14 protein-coding genes are annotated in these 15968 nt (G+C 71.5%); 4 read left to right on the top strand and 10 right to left on the bottom strand.

Translation table 11 applies throughout. From position 1 onward, the window contains the following. The first annotated feature begins 163 nt into the window (after positions 1 to 163). Positions 164 to 706, top strand: a complete 543-nt coding sequence (locus AB0389_RS34840; RefSeq protein WP_366399571.1) for a GNAT family N-acetyltransferase — start codon at positions 164 to 166, stop codon at positions 704 to 706. Between the two features lie 6 nt (positions 707 to 712). On the opposite strand, the gene AB0389_RS34835 is transcribed toward AB0389_RS34840, so the two are convergent. The 6 genes from AB0389_RS34835 to AB0389_RS34810 all read right to left on the bottom strand — a co-directional run bounded on the left by AB0389_RS34835 (position 713) and on the right by AB0389_RS34810 (position 8217). Further along, on the bottom strand, positions 713 to 2233 hold the full coding sequence (locus AB0389_RS34835) for a type IV secretory system conjugative DNA transfer family protein (RefSeq protein WP_366399568.1): 1521 nt from the start codon (positions 2231 to 2233) through the stop codon (positions 713 to 715). 1 nt (position 2234) lies between these two features. After that, positions 2235 to 3695 carry an ATP-binding protein gene (locus tag AB0389_RS34830; protein WP_366399567.1) on the bottom strand — a complete coding sequence of 487 codons (1461 nt, stop codon included), beginning with the start codon at positions 3693 to 3695 and terminating at the stop codon, positions 2235 to 2237. Positions 3696 to 3814: 119 nt separating this feature from the next. Continuing rightward, a complete protein-coding gene (locus tag AB0389_RS34825; protein ID WP_366399566.1) occupies positions 3815 to 5368 on the bottom strand; it encodes an SCO6880 family protein in 1554 nt (517 codons plus the stop codon). Next, a complete protein-coding gene (locus AB0389_RS34820; RefSeq protein ID WP_366399565.1) occupies positions 5365 to 6780 on the bottom strand; it encodes a hypothetical protein in 1416 nt (471 codons plus the stop codon). The genes AB0389_RS34825 and AB0389_RS34820 overlap by 4 nt, the downstream gene beginning before the upstream one ends. Then, on the bottom strand, positions 6770 to 7642 hold the full coding sequence (locus AB0389_RS34815; RefSeq protein ID WP_366399564.1) for a hypothetical protein: 873 nt from the start codon (positions 7640 to 7642) through the stop codon (positions 6770 to 6772). Before AB0389_RS34815 ends, AB0389_RS34820 begins: the two co-directional genes overlap by 11 nt. Positions 7643 to 7908: 266 nt before the next feature. Then, positions 7909 to 8217, bottom strand: coding sequence for a hypothetical protein (locus AB0389_RS34810; RefSeq protein WP_030353484.1), 309 nt, complete (start codon positions 8215 to 8217; stop codon positions 7909 to 7911). A 328-nt stretch (positions 8218 to 8545) separates the two neighbouring features. On the opposite strand from AB0389_RS34810, the gene AB0389_RS34805 reads away from it, so the two are divergent. After that, positions 8546 to 9565: a bifunctional lytic transglycosylase/C40 family peptidase gene (locus AB0389_RS34805; RefSeq protein WP_366399563.1), complete on the top strand. Its 1020-nt coding sequence runs from the start codon at positions 8546 to 8548 to the stop codon at positions 9563 to 9565. 278 nt (positions 9566 to 9843) lie between these two features. After that, complete coding sequence (locus AB0389_RS34800) at positions 9844 to 10575, top strand: phosphatase PAP2 family protein (RefSeq protein WP_366399562.1); 732 nt, start codon at positions 9844 to 9846, stop codon at positions 10573 to 10575. A 57-nt stretch (positions 10576 to 10632) separates the two neighbouring features. On the opposite strand, the gene AB0389_RS34795 is transcribed toward AB0389_RS34800, so the two are convergent. Together AB0389_RS34795 and AB0389_RS34790 are read right to left on the bottom strand one after the other, a co-directional pair. Beyond that, entirely contained in the window at positions 10633 to 12021 is a 1389-nt protein-coding gene (locus tag AB0389_RS34795) for an ATP-binding protein (RefSeq protein WP_366399561.1), read from the bottom strand. Beyond that, a complete protein-coding gene (locus AB0389_RS34790; protein ID WP_366399560.1) occupies positions 12018 to 12674 on the bottom strand; it encodes a response regulator transcription factor in 657 nt (218 codons plus the stop codon). The genes AB0389_RS34795 and AB0389_RS34790 overlap by 4 nt, the downstream gene beginning before the upstream one ends. A gap of 131 nt (positions 12675 to 12805) precedes the next feature. Between AB0389_RS34790 and AB0389_RS34785 the strand changes: the two genes are divergently transcribed. Further along, positions 12806 to 14128, top strand: a complete 1323-nt coding sequence (locus AB0389_RS34785) for a serine hydrolase domain-containing protein (protein WP_366399559.1) — start codon at positions 12806 to 12808, stop codon at positions 14126 to 14128. Here the strand turns inward: AB0389_RS34785 and AB0389_RS34780 are convergent. Continuing rightward, positions 14106 to 14735, bottom strand: a complete 630-nt coding sequence (locus AB0389_RS34780; RefSeq protein WP_366399558.1) for a sortase — start codon at positions 14733 to 14735, stop codon at positions 14106 to 14108. The genes AB0389_RS34785 and AB0389_RS34780 overlap by 23 nt on opposite strands. 92 nt (positions 14736 to 14827) lie before the next feature. Then, positions 14828 to 15733, bottom strand: coding sequence for a hypothetical protein (locus tag AB0389_RS34775; protein WP_366399557.1), 906 nt, complete (start codon positions 15731 to 15733; stop codon positions 14828 to 14830). Between the last annotated feature and the right edge of the window lie 235 nt (positions 15734 to 15968).

Here is a 15968-nt window from a genome sequence, read left to right as displayed (position 1 = left end):
GGGGACCCTGTGGGAGAGTAGGACGCCGCCGAACAATTATTGTGGGAATGCCCCGCACCAGGTATCTGGTGCGGGGCATTTCTGCGTTCAGGACCGGTTCGTTCGGGCGGTAACTGCGTTGCGGACCTGTGCGGTCCGCGCGGAGGATTGCTTCATGAACGATATGGACCGCGTGACGATTCGCGCCGTACGGCCCGACGAGTGGGCCGAGGCGAAGGCGTTGCGCCTTGTCTCGCTCCAGGACCCGGCGGCGCCGCTGGCGTTCCTGGAGACGTATGAGCAGGCCGTCGCGCACTCCGACGACCACTGGCGTGAGCGTGCCGCGCGTCCTCACATCCGGCAGTTCGTGGCGGAGGCGTCTGACGGCGGTTGGATCGGAACGGTGGCCGTCATGGTCGAGGAGGCCGGCACCGGGGACTTCTTCGGCAACGTGTCCGAGCGGGCGCAGGGCCATCTCATCGGCGTGTACGTACGTCCTGAGCACCGTGGCACCGGGCTGATCGGCGCGCTGGTCGGGGCCGCACTCGACTGGGCGTGGTCGGTGGAGGATCCCCGGCTGGGCCGCGTACGGCTCTATGTCCACGAAGGGAATCAGCGGGCCCACGCCGCCTATCTGAAGCTCGGGTTCGCCCCCACCGGCGTTGGTGTGCCGCTGGAGGACGATCCGCTGCTGAGCGAGCTGGAGTTGGCGATCACGCGCCCATAGCCTGCCTCAGCTCGACAGCTCGTGCAGTTCGTGGCGTGGCCAGCGGTCCTTGCCCTGCTGGGGGGAGCGGAGGAGAGCAAGGGTCGGGAGGCCCTGCTGTTCGCCCGTCGTCAGCAGCTCCGGGAGCTGGGGGAGCGGGGCCACGGCGGCGATGTCGTCGAGGACGAGCGTCATTGGTGGGTCGAGCCGACCGTCAGATGACCGTGCGGCCATGCGGCGGCCGTGCTCGACCACGTGCGAGGTGAGTGCGGTGAGCAGCGGCATCGCACCCGGGCGGGAACGAGGATCTTCGATCGGCTCGCCCACCACATAGAGCGTGCCCCCCTCGTTGACGAAAGAATCCAAAGTCAGCGAATCAGTTCGGTTCGGTGTGCTGGCGTCCCGGATGTGGACCGAGGACAGGGCGCTCAGCGCACGGGCGGTCAGCTCCTGGGCGACCTCGCGGCGTTCGGCGTGTGCGGTGAGGGCGGATTCGAGCAGGCCGGCCAGGCCCGAGGCGGCGTTCGGGTGGGTGCGGAGTATCCGGACGGCCTCCTGCGCGCCGCTGCCCTGGGCCCAGCGCAGTACCTGCTTCACCGGTCTGCCGTCCACGGCCGCCGCGTGCAGCCAGCAGCGCAGCAGCGTCTCCGCGGTGTCGGCCATCGCCGCGTCGAGAAGGGCTCTGGGGCGTACGGGGGCGAGCAGCGCGTGGGACCGGGCCGTCGCCGTGGCGGCGTCCTCGCAGCCGGCTGTCGGGGACCAGCGCAGCCGGGACGGGGTGTCGCAGAGGTGGCCGGGGTCGTAGACGAGGACGGGGCCCAGCTTGGCCCGGGTGTCCTTGGTCTCCGCCCATACGGCCGGATTCGACGTGACGACGAGCGCCGGGCCCTGGGCGTCGAGGATGGCCTGCACGGCCGTCGGGCGGCGGGCGCGCGGGTCGCCGTACCGTACGCGCGGTGACGGTACGGAGAGCGACGGTTCGGAGGCCGGTGTGGCGGTTGGTGCCGGTGTTGGTGCCGGTGCTGGTGTGGGCTCGGGGGGTGGGGGTGGGGTCGGCTTTGCCAGGGGGATGGGCGTCGGCGGTACGTGCTCCACCGATACGTGCTCCACCGGCGCGCTCTCCGTCGGCTCCGGCGGCTGCTCGCGGCGTCGGGCCCGTACCACGCGGTAGCGGGCCGTGACCCCCAGCGCGAACACCGAGAGGACGATCAGCACCATCAGCTGGCTGATCAGCAGGCCCCAGAACAGCCCGTATCCCGACAGCGCCGCCGGCGGGGTGTCCGGCCAGGCCGCCGGCAGGTCGTGCGGGGCGGCGGCGAGTTCGCGCATGGCCATCGGGGTACGCGTGAAGGTCACGCCCTGCGGCCAGGCGCCGTGGGTGAACAGGCCCGCCAGGCCGGTGGCCGTCCAGACCAGGAGCGTCAGGCCGAGGAGGAAGCCGAGGAGGCCGACGAGCAGGCCGTCCGGGATGCCGCCCTGGGCGTTGCGGCGGGTGTCGTGGGCGCCTCGGTTGCCCCTGCTGTCCCTGCTGTCGTACGGGGCCGGCATGTCATGCCACCGTCGACTCGGAGGATTCGTCGAACCGGCGTTGCCTCTCCAGCAGGGCCGTCTGCTGTTCCGCCTCCCACTCCGCGGCCCTCATGTCCGCGGGCAGTTCGCCGCCGCCCAGGGCGAAGGCGTCGGCGGCGTCCGAGGCGTTGGAGGCGGCGGAGTTCTCCGTCATGGCGCGGTCGGTGAAGACGAGCGGCCGTTCCGCCTCCGTGACCAGGTGTTTGACGACCTGGACGTTGCCGTTGACGTCCCAGACGGCGATGCCGGGGGTGAGCGTGGGGATGATCTCGACGGCCCACCGGGGCAGGCCGAGGACCAGGCCGGTCGCCCGTGCCTCGTCGGCCTTCTGCGCGTAGACCGTGCGGGTCGAGGCCATCTTGAGGATGGCCGCCGCTTCCTTGGCCGCCGCTCCGTCGACGACGTCGGAGAGATGGTGGACGACGGCGACGAACGACAGGCCGAGGCGGCGGCCGAACTTCAGGAGGCGCTGGAAGAGCTGGGCCACGAAGGGCGAGTTGATGATGTGCCAGGCTTCCTCTACGAGGAAGATGCGCTTCTTGCGGTCGGGGCGGATCCAGGTGTGCTCCAGCCAGACGCCGACGATCGCCATCAGGATCGGCATGGCGATCGAGTTGCGGTCGATGTGCGAGAGGTCGAAGACGATCAGCGGGGCGTCGAGATCGATGCCGACGGTCGTCGGGCCGTCGAACATGCCGCGCAGGTCACCGTCGACCAGCCGGTCGAGCACCAGGGCCACGTCGAGGCCCCAGGCCCGTACGTCGTCGAGGTCGACGTTCATGGCGAGGGCGGACTCGGGCTCGGGGTGGCGCAGTTGCTCGACGATGTCCATCAGGACCGGCTGGCGGTCGGTGATGGTCTCGTTGACGTAGGCGTGGGCGACCTTGAGGGCGAAGCCGGAGCGCTCGTCGAGGCCGTGGCCCATGGCGACTTCGATGATCGTACGGAGCAGGGCGAGCTGGCCGGTGGTGGTGATCGCCGGGTCGAGCGGGTTGAGCCGGATGCCGTGGTCGAGCGCGGCCATCGCGTCCAGCCGGATGGGGGTTATACCCAGCTCCTGGGCGATCAGGTTCCACTCGCCGGCGCCGTCCTCGCCCTGGGCGTCGAGGACGACGACCTGGCGGTCGCGGAAGCGGAGCTGGCGCAGGACGTAGGTCTTCTCCAGCGCGGACTTGCCGTTGCCGGATTCGCCGAGGACCAGCCAGTGCGGGGCGGGGAGCTGCTGTCCGTACAGCTGGAAGGGGTCGTAGATGTAGCCCTTGCCGCTGTAGACCTCCCGGCCGATGATGACGCCGGAGTCGCCGAGTCCGGGGGCGGCGGTGGGCAGATAGACGGCCTGGGCCTGGCCCGTGGACGTACGGACCGGCAGGCGGGTCGTCTCCACCTTCCCGAAGAGGAAGCCGGTGAAGGCGTCCGTGAGGATGGTCAGCGGATCTCGCACCACAGGCCCCTTTCGGTTCTGACGGCGGTACGGCGGCGGTTGGGCGGCGGTTCGGCTGCGTTACGGCGGCGGTTCGGCGGCGGTTCTGACGGCGGTTCGGCTGCGGTTCGGCGGCGGAGCTAGCGGCGGATGCCGGTCGCGAACGGCAGGGTGTTCACGAAGGCGCGGTGGTGCTCGCGATCGCACCACTCCAGCTTCAGATACGACTTGCCGGCCGACGCCCTGATCGTCCGCTTGTCCCTGGCGAGGCTCTCCGGGGACCTGGAGGACACGGTGATGTACCCGACGAGGTTGACTCCGGCCGCCCCGCTGGCGAGATCTTCACCCCGCTGGTCGAGCCGGCCGTGCGCGGCGATGTCGCGCGGGTCGACGGTGCGGTTCATCTTGGCGGCGCGGCTGGCCTCGGCGTCGTCGTTGGTCTTCTCGGTGAGCATGCGCTCGATGGCGATCTCGGTGGGTTCGAGGTCCATGGTGACGGAGACCGTACGGATCACGTCGGGGGTGTGGACGAGGAGCGGGGCGAGGAAGTTCACGCCGACCGGCGTCATCGGCCACTCCTTGACCCAGGCGGTGGCGTGGCACCAGGGCGCGCGGGTGGACGACTCCCGCGTCTTGGCCTGGAGATACGTGGGTTCCATGGCGTCCAGCTCGGCCGGCCAGGCGTTTCGTTTCGTCATGGCCTGGATGTGGTCGATGGGGTGGTCGGGGTCGTACATGGAGTGCACGAGGGAGGAGAGCCGGCCCTGGCCGAGGGGCTGGCGTACCCGGATGTCGGCCTCGGCGAGCCGGGCGCAGATGTCGGTGAGCTCGCGGGCCATGACGACGGCGAGGCCGGCGTCCCGGTCGAGCTTGCGGGTGCCGGTGGCCTGGCGGGCGGCGCGGGCCATGGCGGAGCCCTCGGCGGCGAGTTCGCGGGTGTAGTGCATGCAGGCGACGAGGTACGCGCGGTGCTGCTCGCTGGAGGTGGAGACCATCGACTGGAGCTGGTCGTAGGAGTCCTGGAGCCAGCCGGGGGCCTTGGTGTCGCCGCGCTGGGCGACGTCCTTCTCGTGCGCGTCGGGGTCGGCGGGCAGGGTGCGGGCGAGCATCTGGAGGCGGGTGACGAAGCCGTCCCCGTTGGCGACGTGCTTGAGGAGGGTGCCGAAGCGGTCGACAAGCGCCTCCTGGTCCTCGCTGTCGCGCAGGCCGACGCCGGGGCCCTCGATCTCGATGGCGGCGGTGACGGTGCGGCGGTCGGCGTGGAGGAGGACGGCGATCTCGTCGGGGCCGAAGGGGGCGGCGAGCCAGTTGATCCGGCCGATGCCGGGGGGCGGGCCGATCTCGACCTCGCGGCCGTCGGAGCGGGTGCCCGCCTCCATGACCGCGGAGCGGTAGGTGGTGCCGCGCCGGAGCGTGCGCTTATAGCTGCGGTTGATTTCAAACCACTTGTAGAACGTGCGCTGCTTGTACGGGACGTATACGGCGGCGAGGCCGAGCATCGGGAAGCCGGTGAGCGTCACGATCCGCAGGGAGAGGACGGGGACGAGGAGTCCGCACATCATGCCGACGAAGGCGCCGGCGATGATCAGGGCGATCTCGCCGGTTTCACGGTTCTTGCCGACGATCGCGTTCGGCCGCGCGCGGCCGATGAGATACGTACGGCGGGGCGCGATCGGATGGGACTGTGTGGTCAACGCCCGCCACCTCCTGTGCTGTTGTTGCCGGTGCCGGAACCTCGTGCGCCGCCCGAGCCGCGTGAGCTGTGCGGGGTGCCGCTGGTCGGGCTGCTGTTACGGGGCGGAGGGGCGGCGGAGGGGACATGTCCGCCGCCGGTCCCGCCTCCGGATGTGGAGCCGCGCGAGCTGTGCGCGGCGACGCCGCCGGCGAGGGTGTTGCCGGGCCGGGAGCCGCCTCCGCCGCCACCGCCGCTGTCGCTCTGGCCGCCGCCGCGGCTGCTGTGCGTCTTGATGCCCTGGGAGACGAGGGCGGCGGGGGAGCTGATCATGGCGGCGGCCTGGGCGCCGTCGGTGGCCTGCTTGCGGTTGGTGCGGGAGGAGGCGATCTCGTCGCCGAAGCCCGGTACGAAGCGGTAGATCATCGCGGAGGCGAAGATGGCGAGCAGGATGATCGAGAGGCCGGAGACGACGGCCGAGAGGGCGTCGGGGCCTTCGTCGGCGGAGAGCGCGCCGGCGAGGCCGAGGACGATCACGATGACCGGTTTGACCATGATGACGGCGATCATGATGCCGGCCCAGCGGCGGACGTGGCCCCACATGTTCTTGTCGACGAGCCCGGCGTAGACGACGGTGCCGAGGAGGGCGCCGACGTACAGCAGGGCGGCCCGGATCACCAGCTCCAGCCAGAGGACGCCGGCGGCGAGGATCGAGACGAGGGAGACGACGATCAGCATGATCGGGCCGCCGCCGATGCTGTCGCCCTTCTTGAGGGCTTCGGCGAAGCCGCCGAAGAACACGTCGGTCTGGCCACCGGTGGCGGAGGAGACGACCTCGGTGACGCTGTCGGTGGCGGAGACGACGGTGTAGAGGATCAGCGGGGTGAAGGCGGAGGCGAGGACGGTCAGCCAGAGGAAGCCGATGGCCTCGGAGAGCGCGGTGGTGAGCGGTACGCCCCGGATGGCGCGTTTGGCGACGGCGAGGAGCCAGAGGACGAGGGTGAGGACGGTGGAGGCGGCGAAGACGACGGCGTACTGGCGGAGGAAGGACGGGTTGGTGAAGTCGACGTTGGCGGTCTCCTTCACGGCGGCGCTGAGCTTGCCGACGATCCAGTACGCGGCGTCCGCGCAGCCCCGGGCGAGGGAGGCGAGGGGGTCGCCGGCTTCGAGGGTGCTGGTGTTCGTACCGCCCCCGTTGGTGCCCGCCTTCGCGCCGTCCTCGCAGTAGTCCCTGGCCAGGCCCTGGATCAGCTCGCAGGGGTTCTCACTGGCGCTCGCCGTGGGTGAGGGGGAGGGGGAAGGCGTGGGTTCGGCGGCGGCGGGAGTGGCCAGCGTGACGATCAGTGCGGAGGCGCCCGCGAGGGACAGCGGCAGGCGCGCGCGCAAGCTGGGGTGACGGGATGTCCGTGGAGCGTCCGTCTGGCTACCGGGCATAGGTGAAGCCTCCGTATCCCTGCACAGCCTGGGCGATGTCGTCCGCGGAGGAGGCCCGGTTGCCGCTGCTGACCGGCGTGGGTCCCTGGGTCTGGCTCGACGAGGAGATCTTCCAGTCCCCGTCGATCCAGCGGAGCTGTTCGGTGAGGGTGAACCAGCTCTCGGTCACCGGCTTGGTGGAGCCCTCGCCGGCCAGGCCCACCAGTCCGGTGGACCACACCTCGACGGTGGCGGCGTCGGCGCCGGCCTTGATGACCTTCGTACCGATGGGGACGGTTCTGGAGACGAAGGTGAGGCCCTGGGGCGGCGAACCGTCCTTGGTGAGCCCGACGTTCTCCAGGAACGCGGGCGAGTAGGCCCCGTCGAGGTCGCTCAGCAGGGCGTCGGCCTTCGCGGGATCGTGGGTGGCCCGGATGATGGTGTCGCGTCCTGCGGCGTCGAACATGCCGTCCGAGCCGAGCGCCACCGCGTAGTTGGCCGCCGCGCTGGCCGCGCCCTGTTCGGTGCGGGCGAAACCGGAGGGGATGGTGCCGGTTTTGCCGGTGACGGGTTTGACGCCGGAGGCCGCGGTCGGGTCGGTGGCGTCCGGGCCGGTGGCGGAGCGGGTCGTGGGGTTGTCGCCGCTGTTCTGGCCGCCGCGGTTCGCGAAGGCGATGGCCGCGATGAGGAGCACCACGACGCCCATGACCGTGATGATGGAGCGTGAGGGCCGGGGCGGCCGGCGGGCGCCGTCGTAGGGGTCGCCGTACGGGTCGCCGGTTCTGCCGTCGGGCAGGCGGGTACGGGTCTGGCCCGTACCGCCGAAGCGGTCGTCCTTACGGCCGGAATCCCCGCCGTAGCCGTGGTCGTCGCCGAAGCTCATGCCGGGTACGCCCCCTCAGCCGTGTGCCGGTCCGCGTTGCCTGCGATGCCCGCGTAGTACGACGGTAGCCGTGCTGGTTGCCGCGCGGGCGCGGTGTGGTGACTCGACATCAGGGACATCAGGGAGACGCAACCTCAGCCGTTGGGCGCGACGGACGGGTGGTGTTGAAGGGGACAGGGATGGGGGACGGGGTGCGCGGGCCGGGTGCGGTCCGGGGTGTGCGGACCCGGGGGTGTGGGCCGCGGGGTGCGGGCTGAGTCGCGGGGCTAAACGGCCATGCCGTACACGATCGTGAAGAGCGTGCCCAGCGACCCGATGATGAAGACTCCGGTCAGCCCGGCGACGATCAGGCCCTTGCCCTGCTCGGCGCTGAACGTGTCCCGCAGCGCCGTCGCGCCGATCCGCTGTTTGGCCGCGCCCCAGATCGCGATGCCGAGGCAGAGCAGGATGGCCACGGCCATCACCACCTCGATCATGATGCGGGCCTCGTTCCCCAGAGTTCCGAAAGGCCCCCAGTTCGGTGCGATGCCACCGATGATGGTGGTGATGTCGCCCTTCTCGGCCGCCAGGTACATGTAACTCACCGCCCCTGTTGGGTCGTTCTCGCCCGCACCCCCATGGCACGGGTCACGCTCTATCTTCGCTGATGGATCCAGCCACGTATGCCGCTTGGCTGCTCTCTTTACCCGATCCCCGCACGTATGACCGACGTCGGTGCGCTGACCTGGTACGGATCGGATATACGGGGCCGCGTATGGTTACTCTGTGTATCACGCTGCGTGACTTTGGGCAATGACTGTCGTTGTTACACCTTTACGGTCACGCGGTCACCTCTTCGGGTTCGGGCCCTGTCGCGCCTACACTGGCGGGCGGCGGTAGCCCTGACGCGGAGGGTGTTTGACGGTGCGTAAGGCATGGGTGGTCGTGGCCGCTGTCGGCGGGCTGGGGACGAGCTTCGTCGCCCTGCTCGTTATCGGGACGTACTCCGCCGCCGCGGGGCTGGCCGGGGCCGCCGGGCAGAGCGTGGGGCTGGCGAAGGGGGCCGTGCCGGCGAAGTACCAGCCGCTGGTGCGGCAGTGGGGGAACCTCTGCCCCGCCATCAACCCCGCCCTGCTGGCCGCGCAGCTCTACCAGGAGAGCGGTTGGAACCCCACCGCGCAGAGTCCGGCCAACGCCAAGGGGATCGCGCAGTTCATCCCCGGCACCTGGGCGGCGCACGCCGTCGACGGCAACAACGATGGCGTGAAGGACATCTGGAACCCGGAGGACGCGATTCCGTCCGCCGCCTCGTACGACTGCGAACTGGCCGGGTACGTCAAGGACGTGCCGGGCGATCAGACCAGCAACATGCTCGCGGCGTACAACGCGGGGGCGTACGCCGTCATCAAGTACGGGGGCGTGCCGCCGTACAGCGAGACGCAGAACTACGTGAAGATCATCCGCACCCTGGAGCAGAGCTTCGCCGCGCCGGTCGGGCGGGTGGCGCCGTCGAAGCAGGCCGCCTCCGCGATCCACTTCGCCCAGCAGAAGCTCGGGACGCCCTATCTGTGGGGCGGGAACGGCACGGCTGACCAGGGAGGGCGGTTCGACTGCTCCGGGCTGACCCAGGCCGCGTACCGGACGGTCGGGATCGAGCTGCCGCGGGTGGCGAACGATCAGTACAACGCCGGCGCGCATCCCGCACGGGATGAACTGCTCCCCGGTGATCTCGTCTTCTTCTCCGACGATCTCACTAATTCACGGCTGATCCGGCACGTGGGAATCTATGTCGGCGGCGGCTATATGATCAACGCGCCTTATACGGGGTCGGTCATTCGCTTCGACAAGATCGACACTCCGGACTATTTCGGGGCCACCCGGGTGACCGAGGATGGCGCCAAATCGCTCCCCACCGCCCTTCCCGAGAGCCGTCCCGAAGCCTGACCCGAGCCTGACCCGCGACTATGTGTCACTCTTCGATAACGGCATGGTGATCTTTCGGTAGCGGCTGGAACGCGGGCGGCGTGTGGCCCGTTCCCCGGACGAGGGCTGCGGTATGGATCACGCAGCATGTTTACGCAGCACGTTACGCACAACTTCACGCATCACGTTACACATCATGTTTACGCAGCATTTTCCGTACCGACCAAGGGGGTTGGCGGAAGCGACGCACGCGGAAGTGTGCCGCGCGCGGGAGAGATCGAGACAAGGGGCCGCGGCAGATGGCTGGACTCGTACTGGATGGGTCGAACCCTGATGTCAGCCTGCTCTATGACATCAACGGCCTGGCCAAGGACGCCCCGTCGTGGTTCGACCGCACCATGGAGTTCACCGGCGAGTACGGGATCATGATCGCGCTGGTCCTCGTCGTCCTCTGCGCCTGGTGGAGCGTGCGCAGGAGCGGATCCGCCGAGGACGCGGTCACCGGCGTCGCCGGGCTCCTCTGGGCACCGCTCGCGGCGGGCGTCGCGCTGCTGGTCAACATCCCGATCCGGGGGTTCGTGGAGCGGCCGAGACCCTTCCTCGACCACAAGGGCCTTGAAGTCCTGGTCACGGGGAAGACCGACTACTCGTTCGTCAGCGACCACGCGACCATGGCGATGGCCATCGGCGCCGGCGTCTTCATCGTCCACCGCAGGTTCGGCCTCTTCGCGCTCGGACTCGCGCTCCTCGAAGGCTTCACCCGCGTCTACCTGGGCGTGCACTACCCGACCGACGTCATCGGCGGCTTCGCCCTGGGCACGGCGGTCGCGCTGCTGCTCACCCCCCTCGCACTCGCCCTGCTCACCCCGCTGGTCTCGGCGGTCGCCCGCACGTCCCGGCTCGCCCCGCTCGTACGGTCGAAGGCCGCGCGCGAGACGGACGGCGGAGCGGCGGGGACGGGCGCGCTCGGCGGTACGCGCCCGCTGGGGATCCCGGAGCAGCGGCCGGACGACAACAACCTGGCAGCCTGAGGGCGGCTTGGGCGAGGTTTGACGGGCGCGGTGCGGGGCGGCGCTTCCGCCGGGCCGCTAAGGCGGTTGGTGGCTGATCCCGGCACCGGCGGCACCGCCGGCACCGGCGACACCGATGTCGGCGGCCGGGAGGTGGACGGAGAGCGTGAGCCCGCCGGTGGGGCGTGGAGTGGGGAGCAGGCGGCCCGCGTGGGCGGTGACGACGGCCTGGGCGATGGAGAGGCCGAGGCCGGTGCCGCCCTCGACGTGGAGGCGGGCGCCCGCGCCGCGGACGAAGGGCTCCAGGAGCCGGGCCTCCTCGTCGGGCGCGATGACCGGTCCGGAGTTCGCGATACGCAGGAACGCCTCCGTGCCCGAGGTGCCGGTGACGATCTCGATGTGGCCTCCTGCGTGGTTGTGGCGTACGGCGTTGTCGACGAGGTTGTCCACCAGCCGCTCCAGCAGGACGGTTTCGCCGAGGGCGACGGCGGGACCCAGCTCGGTGCGGGTGGTGAGCCGGCGGGCGCTCAGCTCGTCGGCGGCGGCGCCGAGGGAGGCCGTCACCAGGCCGGCGAGGTCCACCGGGCGCCGGGTGGTGGAGCCCGCCTGGCTGCGGGCCAGGAGCAGGAGGCCGTCCAGGATGCGCCGGCTCTTGGCGACCTCGGCCTCGACATCCGCTGCCATGGCGAGGAGTTCGGCCCTGCTCGGCTCGCCGTCGAGGGTGACCTCGATGGCGGTGGTCATGGTGGCCAGCGGGGTGCGCAGCTCGTGGGCGGCGTTGCCGGTGAACATCCGCTGGCTGTGCAGCACCCTGTCGCGTTCGGCGATGCCGTGCTGGATGCGGTCCAGCATGCCGTTGATCGTGGCGGACAGGGTGGTGAGTTCGTCGGCCGGGGTGCCGACCGGGACACGTTCGAAGAGATTCTCGGCGGACAGGCGCCGGGCGGTGGCGGAGATCGTACGGATGGGGCGCAGCACGCGGCCGGCCACGAGCCAGGCCGAGAGGGCGGCCAGCACGGTCACCACGGCGAGCGCGATCGCGGACTGGGTGAGGAACGCCGAAAGCGTCAGGTCCCGGAGGCTGTCGACCGGCGGGGGGAGCCGCAGGTCGGGCAGGGGCTCCGGGTCCGGGGCAGGGGGCGGATTCGCGTTCGGGTTCGCGCTCGGGTCGGGACCGGGACCGGGGGCTGGGACGGGTAGGCGGACGAGTGTCGTGAGGCGCATGCCGAGGTGCTGCCTCATCAGCAGGTAGGTGAGACCGGTCAGCAGCACGCCGGCGGCCAGGACCAGGCCGGTGTACAGGAGGGTGAGCCTGCCGCGCGCGGTGAGGTGGAGGCGTGGGAGGCGTGGGAGGCGTGGGAGGCGTGGGAGGTGCGGGAGGTGCGGGGGGCCTGCGAGGCGCGGGAGGTGGGCGAGGCGCGGGAGGCGCGGGAGGTGGGCGGGGCGCGGGAGGTGCGGGAGCCTCACGGTTCGAGCCGATAGCCGGAGCCGGTCACGGTGGTGATGAGCGGCGGATCGCCGAGCTTGCGGCGCAGCGTGCCGATGGTGATGCGGACGGCGTTGGTGAACGGGTCGGCGTGCTCGTCCCACACCTTCTCCAGCAGCGTCTCCGCGCTGATCACGTCGCCCCTGGCCGCCATGAGGTGCTCAAGGACGCCGAACTCCTTCGGTGCCAGGTGCAGCAGCCGCCCGCCGCGTTCGGCGGTCCGGCGGGCGGGATCGAGGACGAGGTCGGCGGCCCGCAGCACGGGCGGCCGGGCGGGGGCGCTGCGGCGGGAGAGGGCATGGACCCGGGCGAGAAGCTCGGCGAACGCGAACGGCTTGCCCAGATAGTCGTCGGCGCCCAGCGTCAGGCCCTCGACCCGGTCCTGGACCGTACCCGAGGCCGTGAGCATGAGGATGCGCGAGCCGCCGTGCTCCGCCAGCCGACGGCACACCGTATCGCCGTGGACCACGGGCAGGTCACGGTCGAGCACGACCACGTCGTAGGTCGCGCACTCCCACTTGTCCAGGGCGGTGCGGCCGTCGGGGGCGAGGTCGACGGCGAAGCCGTGTTTGCGCAGCCCGGCGGCGACGTATTTGGCCAGGGGCTGCTCGTCCTCGACCAGCAGAATCCGCATCGGGCCATCCTTTCGGGCCCGGCATATGGATTTCGTATGGTCCGGTCATCGGTGGCTCGTACGGATGCGCGGATAGAAGTGGGAGGCCAGTAACCGGCGAAGTCACCCACGAGAAACAGGCGAGGTTCATGATGACGACTCGGCGAGCGCTGCTCGGCGTTCTTGGCGCGTCCACCGTCGGGGCCGCGGTGGCCGGCCGGCCCGGCGTGGCCGCCGCCGCTCCGGCCACGGCGTCGGCAGGCGTTGGCGTCGGCGCCGGTGCGGGCGTCGGCATCGGCGTCGGCGCCGGCGCCGGCGGGACCGGCATCGGCGTCGGCGTCGGCGGGACCGGCAAGGGCAGCGGCAGCGGGGGGATACCGGAGGCGCTGCGGCCGGGCGGCGAGTTCGACCGGTTCGTACGGCAGCAGGCGGAGGCCGGCACGTTCTCCGGCAGCGTGCTGCTGGCGTACCGCGAGCGGACCGTGCTCGCCCGCTCGTACGGTCCGGCCGACGAGGCACGCGGCCTCGCGAACGGTGCCGGGACGCTCTTCGCGCTGGCCTCGGTGACGAAACTGTTCACGGCGACGGCCATCGCGCAGCTCGCCCAGGCGGGCAGGATCTTCTACGAGGACACCGTGGGCGCCCACCTCGACGGCTTCCCGCGGAGCGTCGCCGACAGGGTGACCGTCCACCATCTCCTCACCCACACCTCGGGACTCGGCGACCTGTTCGGGATTCCGGGCTTCTGGGCGGCGGCGGAGACGTGGTCGGGCCACCAGGAGGCGATGGACTCCGCGACGGACCTCATCCGGGGCACCGAGCCCGAGTTCACGCCGGGAGCCGGCTTCGGCTACAGCAACTCCGGCTACCACGTGCTCGGCGCGCTCGTACAACAGGTGTCGGGCCTGTCCTACTTCGACTACATCCGCGAACACGTCTTCCGCCCGGCCGGCATGACCGACACGGACTTCTTCACCCGGGACCAGTGGCGCACCGACCCGCGCCTCGCCCACCCGTACGCCGTCCGGCCCTCGGGAGAGCGGGCGGACATCGTCGGGGAGAAGGTCTTCGTGGGCTCCCCGGCCGGGGACGCGTTCGCCACCGGCCGGGACATGGCGCGCTTCGCGCACGCGCTGGCGGGGGAGCGGCTGGTGGGTGCCGCGTTCACGGAGCTGACGCTCGGCGGGAAGTTTCCGCCCGCCGTCACGCCGCCCGGCCGAGCGCCCCTGCCCACCGGGCCGGGCTCCGGGCCGCGGGCGATGTTGCAGTGCTACGGGCCGATGAGGACGCTGCTGAACGGGCAGTGGGGCGTCGGGCACAGCGGCGGGTCCCCGGGGCAGTCGACGGATGTGCAGATGTACCCGGACAGCGGCTGGGTCTCCGTGATCCTCTCCAACATCGACCCGCCGCAGGGAAAGATGCCGCCCGTCGTGGAGAAGGCCCGCGCGCTCATCACCGCAGCGCCGCGGCGGTGACCACGACGTTCGAGTCCCAGTGGCCGCGGGCGTCGATCACTCCGCCGCAGGTGATCAGGCGCAGCTGTGGGGTGGGCGTCGGGCCGTAGACCCGTTCGGTGGGGAAGCGTTCCGTCCGGTACGTGTCCACGGCCGTCACCCGGAACGGCACCCGCCGCCGGTCTCCCAGCTCCACCTCGACCCGGTCGCCGGGGCGCAGCCTGCCGAGTCTGGCGAAGACGGCGTTCTTGATGTCGTCCCGGCCGTTGCGTACGGGGGCGGTGCCCGGGTTGGCCGGGGCGTCGCGGTGGCCGACGAGCACGGCGGGCCCCGGCTCGCCGGGGCGGGGGCCGTTCGCGTACCAGCCGACCCGCATCGCGTGCCGGAAGCCCGGCGCGTCCAGCCGGCCGTCGGCGCCGAGCGCGAGCGGCAGCACGCCGGCGTTCACGCCGAGCGCCGGGATGCGCAGCCGTACGGGCGCGGAGGCCGTGTCGGGGACCTGGACGACGCGGGGCTCGGCGGGGGCGGGGGCCGTTGTGGGGGCGGGCGGTATGCGGCGGTCGGGGAGCAGGTGCAGGTGCAGGAGTACGGCGGCGATCGCGCAGAGGACCGCCGAGGTGAAGAGCACCAGGACCGCCTTGGTTGATCGGCTCGTCCGGCTCGTCCGGCTCGCCTGGCCCGCCTGGCCCGCCTGGTCCGTTCCGTCCGCCCGGTTCGCGGTCAGTGCTCCCCGCCCGTCGCACGCCGCTGGAGCCGGCGCACCAGCAGGATCGTTCCGGCGGACGCGGCGGCGGTGGCGCCGATGGCGAGGGCGAGTTCGGCGACGGCCGAGCGACCGGACGGGGGCACGGCCGTCGCGGCGGCGGCCGGGTGGTCGGCGCCGCCACGGGCCGCGCCGGAGGGGGTGACCCTGAGGGCGCCGACGGTGGCGGGGGCCGGGGAACGGGTGGCGGCGGGCGTTGTCCTGGGTGTCTCGGGTGTGGGTGGGGACGGCTTCGGCGGGGGCTTGCTGGTCTTCGGTTTCGGCGTTGGGGTTCGTGTGGAGGTTCGTGTGGGGGGCCGCGTCTGCGTCTGCGTCGGTTTCGGTTTCGGCCTCGATGTCGACGACGCGGTCTCCGCCGCCGAGGCGCCCGGTGCCACCGCCGTACCGTTCGCCGAGACCAGGCTGAAGCCCGGCACATGCTGGCCCTCGGGGCGGCGTGGCCGGTCGCTCCTGAAGTAGTACAGCGGATGCGTGCCGAACACGACCTGCCGCTCGGTGCTGCCCACCGCGCTCAGCGGGGTCACCGAGGTGGGCGCGGCAACGCCCCGCGCCCGCGTCGGGCGGCCGGTCGCGGCGGGCCAGGTCACCGCGCAGGCGCCCGTGCACCCCGGCTGGTTGGGTGCGTCGGCCTGCCGCAGGTAGAGCGCGTAGCCGTCCTTGTCCGCCAGCACCCGGCCCATCGCCGTGTCGATGAGCGTCAGTTCGCCGGGATCGGACGGCCGGGTCACGGCGACGGCGCGCTCGGCGGTGGTGACGGTGAGCGCGAGGAGCAGCAGGGTGACCGTGGCGAGTGCGGCGGGTGTGGTGGGCGTGGCGCGTGCGATGCGTGCGGTTATCCGGCGGCAGGGTCCGGTTCGGTGCATGGGTACGCCCTTGCGAGTCGGGTTGGTGTCCCCCTGGTGCGGTTGCTACGTACAGGCCACCGCCCGCCGGTCCGCACGGCCACTTCAGCGTGTCGTACGGGTTAAGCGCCTGCTCCGGTACGAGGCCGCCAGAGGCGCGCCGGAGTACCGGAGTACCGGCGCATGGGCGCATGGGCGCTTTTCAGCCATGCCGCGCCCCGGGAGGGTGAGCGGGTGCGGGGCGGTGCGGGGCGGT

It is taken from the genome of Streptomyces sp. NPDC093109 (assembly GCF_040701725.1).
Classification (GTDB): Bacteria; Actinomycetota; Actinomycetes; order Streptomycetales; family Streptomycetaceae; genus Streptomyces.
This window is presented reverse-complemented; position numbering and strand designations above follow the sequence as displayed.